Genomic DNA, 7,772 nt, shown 5'->3' on the forward strand with positions numbered 1-7,772 from the left:
AAGGAATAGGCCGGCTTTGACTTTGGCGTCTGCCAGCGATTCAGCTTCGAATTCGACCAGCATTGCCTTGGTGTTGCTGTCGAACAGTCGGTATAGGTTGCCGGCGGCTTGCAGGTGGTTGTCTGCCCAGCGCTCGACCTCGGTGAATTCTTGCGGCTTATCGGTGGTGCGGTCGTCTTTGGGCCAGATAAACCGCTCTAAGGTGCGGAACCCGCTATTTATTTCGTTCTGGACCGAGTGCAGTGCGTTGATGACGTTCTCGTCTGTAATGCTTTCTTGGCAATAATCCATCACAAGACTAAGGACCGCTTGCGCGCGCTGAATATCGCAAAAAGCATTGAAAGCGGCGTCGAAGGCGGTGGTTTTTGGGCTGGTTTCGCCCTGGGCGGTTTGAGTGGTCATAGCGGTACTCCTCGAAAAGATGAATAACCGCCGCCGATGTTTTCCACAACACGGGCGACGGGATTGAGTGGGGTGGAAATACCGCATCGAGGCGCGGCCAGCCTTTCGGCTGCCCAAACAATCCCGCCATAATAGAGACATAGCAAAGCCATGCAAAAATGACGCGCATAAAAAAACCACTAAGGTCAGTGGCGTTTTTTTACGCCTCGATAAACGGGTTTCCACGCCCGGCGCCGAATGTGTCGGCACGGTTAAAGCTTAGGCTGGGTGTTGGGATGGTGTCAAGGAAATTTTTTGACCCAGTGAGGGAATGAGGATATTGCCTAGATAGGAAAGGTGGGCGATGATACGCGCTAAACAACTTACTTACGGATGCATCGAATGGATTTAACCCAAGTTCCCGCTCTTTTAGGAAGCATCAAAACCGCCTTCGAAATTACAAAAATGCTGAGGGAAACTGATGCTTCTCTCGAAAAAGCTGAATCAAAGATGCGCTTGGCGGAGCTTATATCCACCCTAGCCGACGCGAAGATAGAAGTAACAGAAATTCAGCAGGTTCTACTTAGCAAGGATGCGGAAATACGAGAGCTTCAAGCAAAGCTCAAAATCAAAGCCCAACTTCAATGGGAAAGCCCATATTACTGGCGAATAGACGGTACCGTGAAAGACGGCCCGTTCTGCCAACACTGCTACGACAAAAACCAGGAGTTAATCCGCCTTCAGGGCAATGGCGAGGGGTATTGGGTATGTACCGCGTGCAAAAACGGTTACGCAACGAGTTCTTATAAAGAACCTCGCACTACGGTAGCTTTCAGTGATGATCGTTACCACGGGTATTAATTTGAAAGGGTAATGCATCGATCACATGTCAAAACGCCGCTACCGCCGAAATCGCTCAATGGCCGGAGGCCTGCTGTCAGATACAGCTTACATAGCCAACCGTTTTTCATGGCAAGGCACTGTGATTCTTGGGGTGGTGCAATTCATTGTGTTTTACTGGCTCCTGCCGGCATGGATCAATCACCAACTCGATTCACTGCAAGGCAATATGTTTCGACCAATGGTAGAAGTGATATTCGCCAAGCGTGTTCATTGGCTCCAATGGCTCGCGATGGCCTTGGCGCTGATCTGCGGGTTCTTTGCGATTCGGAATTACTTTGCGGTCGGCCAACTTGACCGGTATGGCGAAAGACAAGTCGGTTTTATCAGTCGGCTGCTGGCCAGGTGGTTCGACTAAACGCCAGCGGTTATCCCCAACTCCTGTGGAAAACCCTGTGACAAAGTCGTGACAACTCAACCTAAGTAGTCGCCAGGCAACAAGGAAGGTCAAATTGACTGAAATTTGGTCAGCACTCAGTAGCGAGATATTGCGAACACCACGCACGGTTGACGAGGCTGTTGACCGGCTTTTGCTCATCATGAACGACACCGAGCGCCGGGCACTTGCCAGCGCAGAGGAAGACGAACTGGTCGAGTTCCACTTTTGCCTTGGTGTAGCGATCCGGTATGCGTTTGGGCTACACAAACCCGAAAGCGAATTGGCGGCGGCCTGCGGTACCGGCATTCATCCGGACGATGCAAGTGGCGTCATTATCCGGGCGCTTTGGGAACGGCTTCAGGATGGCAAAGGTAAATAGCCAGACTGTTGCCCCTAAGTTGGCTCGCTTGCGGTCGGAGGCCGAGAGGATGCGGAAGCACCCCGGAATCTACCCAATGGAGCGTTGGCTAAGGCTGCCACTCGCATTGAGCAAGGCCGGGCAATTTGACGAAGCTATCAATGAATTTCACCGGCTTCTTGATGAAGTTGACTGGCGTTTAAATATCGAAGTCCCTAGGCAGAGACCTGGCGGCGATCCTCCGCGCTCGGTGTTTCTGGAAAAATTCGGGCATCTCAGTCGGTTTCAGATTTACGAACAAATGAGCTTGGCCTGTAAAAGGCAAAATCTGCTTGAGCCAGCAGCGCGTTACATCTTGTTGGCCGATCAACACTATCAGGCGTTTTTGGATCGGTCGGTGGTGTCTTGCGCTCACAGGTCGACACACGAGCGCCCAACAAACACCGATCATAACCCTTCGGCGTGAATGACGAAAAACAGTGGCACAGGCTTGCAGCCCGCGAATTTATTGCACATCCCCCGATTGGTGGTTGCCAGCCCGGCGCATCTTCACCAGGCTGAAAGATAGGGTGCTTACTGCCGGTGTACCGAAAAAACTGGCGCGCCGCTACACGCGCCATGATGGTGATGTTTACCGCTGCGACCATCTTAGCCATTGCCGGGGGCAATTAAGCCGATCACCGAGCTATACCACTTATTTTGCTTGATCGGTGTTCCGTCACCATGTTTTTTGCCGGTGTCGAGCACTTCGGCATACTTGGCGCCCGCTGCGGTTACATCCCAGATCTTTTTGTTCTTTGCACCTTTTAAGCACTGTTGTAACCCAGCATCCTCAAGCAGTTTGTTGACTTTTTGGGCTGACAAGCTGAGCTGTTTGCCGATGTCGGTAGGCGTGAGCAGCGCTTCTTTGGTGTCGGCAATTAGCGCGGTCGCGCCAAGGTTACTCAACACATCCACACCGGTGGTCTTCACGGTTGCCCTGTTTGCGGACAGAATAGCCTGGTTGCCGTCGAAGATAAGCTTTGCAACGCTCAAATTGGACGCGAACACCTCGTTTGCCGCGATGTAGTCTTGCGGCAATAGTGCCGAATTCTTTCCAGAGTAACTACCAGTTTTGCGGATCGACGGAAGTATCTCTTCGAAAACCAGTCGCTCGAAATTCTCTGCTTCCGGCAGTGTGCTGCCAACAATAAGCCGAAGAACATCTGACTCGGGCAAAATGCGAGCATCCTGCGTTCTTCCGAGAGTATCGACGATGGGGTGCAGCTTTTGCACCCCACGACAGTGAGACTTTATCGCTGTAGTCGGATCCTTGTAACCAAGACTCTCGCAAATATCTTTCCCCACAAACCAGGGATCGCCGTTTTCGTCAATCACAACGCGAATCGACGCACTTTCAAACTGAAAAGGGATTAGCCGACTCATTGTGCACAGCCATCGGCATTGGCCGCATCGCGCTCAATTGCCTTTTGATCGATCCAACCGTCAATCTCAGACTCGATCCAACCAATGGAGCGACCATCACCCAACTTTATGGGTGCCGGAAACGCGCCGGATTTAACCATACGTTTCAGGGATGATTCCCCAAGTTTGGTTTTTTCCAGCACTTCCGGCTGTTTCAATATTCTCTTCGACATCGGCTACTCCGCAATTTTTATTAGGAGTACTCATACTATGCGTGGGAAATATAGATTTTTGCCCGGTTTTCCGATCTTGACCCCGCCCGAAGGCTTGTGAACCCAGATATGTTGAATTGGGATTTTGGCCCGATCAGATTTATTTAGTGACGTGTTGGCAATAAAAAGTATTGAATCCCCAAAGCCAACAGTTGTAGAATTTTAGCGTGGGTAGACCAAATCGGATACCTGTTGTGCCAGCTCGAGACCTCGACTGGTTCCCCGTGACGCTCAGACCGAGCTAAGGGGGCAACCTTTCAGTCACCTTTTGAGCGCATCCATGACACAACGAAGAAAATCACTAACAAAACCCCGCACCGTTGCTTTTTCCCGTCAATCAGGCCACTGTTTTTATTGTGGTCAACCGATGTGGACTAACAGCCTCGATGAATTCGCCGCGAAACACAAAATAACGTCTGCTCAAGCGAAGCTACTTCAATGCACCGGAGAGCATTTAAAGGCTCACCATGAAGGCGGCAAGGCCGATCAGAGTAATATCGTTGCCGCGTGTTTGTATTGCAACCAAGGACGGCATAAGCGGAAAGACCCGCCGGAGCCAGAGCAATATAAGCGGCTGGTTTATCAAAGATTAAGCAGGGGAGGGTGGCATCAACTACGGATAAATTAAACGTTTGAGACATGGCTTCTGGTATTGCTCGAAATTGGTCTCACAATACCAGAGTCCTTGACGATTAGACCTTGCCAGGTCGATGCTATTTTTGGTGGTGAACTGGTGCTATCGACCCCAAGGAGACAATCGTTCTAATTTGGTTAATGACTGCAAACTGGATAAAAGCCGATGTTAGGTTTGCATAAGTTGTCTGAGGTGAATGATAATGAAGCCCAGTCATTAAGCGGCAAAGGTTTGTAACCCAACGGGTAGTTTGAATGTTATGGAAGTTGGTTATTTCAAAGCATTTTCAGGATTTCACGTTGCACTACCTAGCCTACAGTCCTTAATCATAACTTCTACCAGCATGAGTCAAAATTTGCATAAAGTTGCCAGATTAATATTCTTAACTAATTTTCTAATGACAAATCTTGAATCTGTTTACGCGGCAAGTTTTGATTGTAGCCAAGCCAACAACCCGCGCGAACATTTCATATGCAGTAGGCCAGAACTTTCTGAACTAGATAGTCAGCTTGGCCGCGTTTATGGGGAAAAAAAATCTCTCCTCAGTCCGCAAGGCGCTCAATTGTTGCAGCAAGCGGAGCGAGGCTGGCTACGTTACGTTGCGCAAATTTGTCCTTTAAATGGTTCAACTCAACAGCATAGCTCCCTATGGAGCCCTGAGGCCTGTCTGGCAAAACAGTATCGGGAGCGCATGAATCAACTTGCCAAAGTGGGCCAGTCTTTTGGTCCTTACCGCTTCAATCGGATCGATCTTTACGAGGCTCAACAAGTAAGCAATCCTGCTGACAGAACTGGAGCAACGGAAGGTTTTTTCACTCAGCACACTGCTTATCCACAAATAGACAATGCCGAGTCGGCAGAAGCACTGGAGTGGAATAAGCAACATGTTACCAGTTTGCCTAAAGCTGGTGATTGCGAAAGCGATGGAGATTATGACACCGATTACGAAATCGGCTATGCGAACAAACAAGTAATTAGCACCCTGCTGATATGGAGTGAATACTGTCACGGCACCCCACATGGATTATTCAGTTCTGCAAGCCAAAATCTCATTATTTCCCCGGCACAGAGGGGGCTGAAAGCCGAAGACGTGTTTATAACGGATGATCAGTGGCAGGCCAAATTGCAATCTCTGTTTTGGCAAGCACTGACCGATCAGGGCTGGATAACGCCTGAAGACCCACGACAAGAAGTTGAATCCGAGATTAAAAATATTGTCATTCTCCCGGAAAGGTGGATATTTACTGACCAAGGGTTACGGGTCAATTTCAATGCCTACGAAGGGGGATGCTACGCTTGCACACCGGACCCAGTTACAGTCGGCTGGTCTAAACTCAAACCGTTATTGCGCCAGGGTTCGGTATTGCCTTAAACCGTTTGTTCACAATTTTTACAATTCTGACAGTAATAATAGGATCATAGCGCCGCAGAAGGCTGTAAACAACATGCAGCTCATCGTTCGCGGTTGGTGCAGTTCGTCAACTCTCCCTCACGCACATTGAACGGCAGTTTTCTGGCTTTCACCTGCCGTTATGCTGGAATAATTAATCGGCAGGTATTGGCCGACTCGAGCCGAAGACGCCTTAAGGTTGGTTGCCAAAAAGCTGCCATCCATTGAAGTTAGAAACGAAAAATTTCGCCGACATCATCAACTTCCGCTTGTGGCCGGTAGTAACAATTAATAAACATCGCGCGCGGCGGGTATGAAATACAGCAAAAAGCCGCGACGGTGCGCGGCCTTCAAATTTGTCACTAGCGAGGACTCAACGCCACTCGCCCGTTACAGGGTCTTTGATGAATAAATTGAGGACAAATGGCTCGTCTCGCTCAAAGCGACCGGATTCAACGTAGTCGAAGGCCATATCAACGGAATAGTCACCCTCCCAGCTTTCAATCCAGTGACATTCCTTTTCAGTTGAGCCCTCGGGCGGCAGTACCAAAAAACGATCTGTCGCGTCCGCATGCCAAGCCATCCAATAACCGTTGCTGGTTTTGGCATAAGTAGCGGTACCGAGCCACCTTGATAGCTCCTTGTCACCGTTTGCCATCTGCATCGCGATACGTGGGCGGTAGCCCTTGAAAACCATTGCCATGACATCAAACACCGCGTAATGATTGAGATGATAAAAGGCCAGGATTTTTAGCGAGCGGTCAATAACCGCTCAAACCTGCTAAACCAGATTAAGAAACTGGCTAACCCGCTACCGTGGTCAAGAGCCACGGACGAATTAGCCGGTAAACGTCTTTTTTGGGATGCTGCGCACTCACACCCCGCTGATTCTGGCATACAGCCTGCCTTGCAATCCGAACACCATGAAGCCAGTGATGAAGGAAAGAGCGCCGAGCAGGTTTCCAATTTACCATAATCCAAAGACATATCAACACAACGCGCTAAGCCATGAACTGGTCGATTGCTGATTTCTGCTTTAAGTTTATCAGCTCCGGGATTTACGTTTTTCGGCTGCGAAGAGCAGCTTGGGCAAAGCGTTATCACTCCACATCCGAAAACATATCCTCAACTGCCGCTTTGGCGCTCTCAACCGCCGAAGTAACGCCACTACCGGCGTTATCCGACACCATATAAACCGCATCCTCCAGCCACGCAAACGACTTGGCGTCGAATATATCGGGCGACTTGATGCCGTTCTTACGCATGACCTCTTTCTTTTCCATCACGTACCGCAGACCGCCCGCCTCGGCGAAGTGGTAAGGCAACCGCGCCCCCTGTAACAGTATTTTTTCCTTCATCTTGCGGTCGATGTTCATCCGAAACGATACCCGGCCCGACTTGATCGCATCGCGCATCCGCACCATGGCGCATGCCCGCTGGTTGTAGAATCGGTCCTGGTATTCTTTCTTGAAACATGGCTTACCCCAATTCACCTTGACGACCGGAACCCCCATGGCCTCGATCAGTTTGTTCACCGTCGCGCCAACGCCGCCGTTATCGACCATCAGCGTGGCGTTTGATAGCTTGCCAACCAGATTAGCCAGATCCCCGGCGAAAATGATTTCGTTTTTGCTATTGGTGCAGTACGGGATTTCAATGTATTCAACGCGGCGGGCATCCGGCCCGAAGTCACCATAGCCAATCACTTTGGCAATAATGGCGACCGATTCGTCGCGGTATTCGCCCAAGCCAACGTCCGACAGCACCAACAAACCATACGGTTCGTCATCGCGGATAATTTGCCCGCGCTCGAACGCTCTTTCCAGTTCGACCCGGGTAAGCAGGTTGCTGCCGGAATCCTCAGCGAACAGACCGAGAACCCGGATTCGGTACTCAATGGATTCGCGCCCACCCGTTTCGTCGTCACGATCCTTGAGCCACTGCATAGTGACAAATGGCGACCGCTCGGAACTAAAGCGCAACGAAATCCACGAACCACCATTGTCGCGCGATAGGTTGTGGTGCGATTCATAAAATCTGCCGGCGTTGCGCAC

The 7,772-nt window shown here is 50.3% G+C and carries 10 protein-coding genes; 5 read left to right on the top strand and 5 right to left on the bottom strand.

Annotated elements, in window-relative coordinates; all coding sequences use genetic code 11:
• The coding region (locus tag CWO84_RS14820) for a hypothetical protein (protein WP_133120693.1) at nucleotides 1–402 on the bottom strand (402 nt) is incomplete at its 3' end.
• Between the two features lie 381 nt (nucleotides 403–783).
• Here CWO84_RS14820 and CWO84_RS14825 point away from each other — a divergent pair.
• From CWO84_RS14825 to CWO84_RS14840, 4 genes are all read left to right on the top strand, one after another.
• Nucleotides 784–1,242, top strand: a complete 459-nt coding sequence (locus CWO84_RS14825; RefSeq protein WP_133120694.1) for a hypothetical protein — start codon at nucleotides 784–786, stop codon at nucleotides 1,240–1,242.
• Nucleotides 1,243–1,267: 25 nt separating this feature from the next.
• Nucleotides 1,268–1,639 (top strand): hypothetical protein, encoded by a 372-nt coding sequence (locus tag CWO84_RS14830; protein ID WP_133120695.1) that lies wholly within the window; start codon nucleotides 1,268–1,270, stop codon nucleotides 1,637–1,639.
• Between the two features lie 94 nt (nucleotides 1,640–1,733).
• A complete protein-coding gene (locus CWO84_RS14835) occupies nucleotides 1,734–2,039 on the top strand; it encodes a DUF6794 domain-containing protein (protein WP_101053490.1) in 306 nt (101 codons plus the stop codon).
• A 76-nt stretch (nucleotides 2,040–2,115) separates the two neighbouring features.
• Complete coding sequence (locus CWO84_RS14840) at nucleotides 2,116–2,484, top strand: hypothetical protein (RefSeq protein ID WP_101053492.1); 369 nt, start codon at nucleotides 2,116–2,118, stop codon at nucleotides 2,482–2,484.
• A 182-nt stretch (nucleotides 2,485–2,666) separates the two neighbouring features.
• Here CWO84_RS14840 and CWO84_RS14845 read toward each other — a convergent pair whose 3' ends face one another.
• Complete coding sequence (locus tag CWO84_RS14845; protein ID WP_101053494.1) at nucleotides 2,667–3,443, bottom strand: BRO family protein; 777 nt, start codon at nucleotides 3,441–3,443, stop codon at nucleotides 2,667–2,669.
• Complete coding sequence (locus tag CWO84_RS14850) at nucleotides 3,440–3,655, bottom strand: AlpA family transcriptional regulator (protein ID WP_101053496.1); 216 nt, start codon at nucleotides 3,653–3,655, stop codon at nucleotides 3,440–3,442. Before CWO84_RS14850 ends, CWO84_RS14845 begins: the two co-directional genes overlap by 4 nt.
• 1,016 nt (nucleotides 3,656–4,671) lie before the next feature.
• On the opposite strand from CWO84_RS14850, the gene CWO84_RS14860 reads away from it, so the two are divergent.
• Nucleotides 4,672–5,700 carry a lysozyme inhibitor LprI family protein gene (locus CWO84_RS14860; protein ID WP_165786337.1) on the top strand — a complete coding sequence of 343 codons (1,029 nt, stop codon included), beginning with the start codon at nucleotides 4,672–4,674 and terminating at the stop codon, nucleotides 5,698–5,700.
• 391 nt (nucleotides 5,701–6,091) lie between these two features.
• Here CWO84_RS14860 and CWO84_RS14865 read toward each other — a convergent pair whose 3' ends face one another.
• Both CWO84_RS14865 and CWO84_RS14870 read right to left on the bottom strand, forming a co-directional pair.
• On the bottom strand, nucleotides 6,092–6,421 hold the full coding sequence (locus tag CWO84_RS14865) for a hypothetical protein (protein ID WP_101053502.1): 330 nt from the start codon (nucleotides 6,419–6,421) through the stop codon (nucleotides 6,092–6,094).
• 397 nt (nucleotides 6,422–6,818) lie between these two features.
• On the bottom strand, nucleotides 6,819–7,772 hold a 954-nt coding region (locus CWO84_RS14870; RefSeq protein WP_205800387.1), incomplete at its 5' end, for a hypothetical protein.

It is taken from the genome of Methylomonas sp. Kb3, from assembly GCF_002834115.1.
GTDB lineage: Bacteria > Pseudomonadota > Gammaproteobacteria > Methylococcales > Methylomonadaceae > Methylomonas > Methylomonas defluvii.

Excerpts from the sequence above, each read along its gene's own strand:
- CWO84_RS14825 (WP_133120694.1), top strand. The coding sequence starts at position 784 with ATGGATTTAACCCAAGTTCCCGCTCTTTTAGGAAGCATCAAAACCGCC.
- CWO84_RS14830 (WP_133120695.1), top strand. The coding sequence starts at position 1,268 with ATGTCAAAACGCCGCTACCGCCGAAATCGCTCAATGGCCGGAGGCCTG.
- CWO84_RS14840 (WP_101053492.1), top strand. The coding sequence starts at position 2,116 with ATGGAGCGTTGGCTAAGGCTGCCACTCGCATTGAGCAAGGCCGGGCAA.
- CWO84_RS14845 (WP_101053494.1), bottom strand. The coding sequence starts at position 3,443 with ATGAGTCGGCTAATCCCTTTTCAGTTTGAAAGTGCGTCGATTCGCGTT.
- CWO84_RS14850 (WP_101053496.1), bottom strand. The coding sequence starts at position 3,655 with ATGTCGAAGAGAATATTGAAACAGCCGGAAGTGCTGGAAAAAACCAAA.
- CWO84_RS14860 (WP_165786337.1), top strand. The coding sequence starts at position 4,672 with ATGAGTCAAAATTTGCATAAAGTTGCCAGATTAATATTCTTAACTAAT.
- CWO84_RS14865 (WP_101053502.1), bottom strand. The coding sequence starts at position 6,421 with ATGGCAATGGTTTTCAAGGGCTACCGCCCACGTATCGCGATGCAGATG.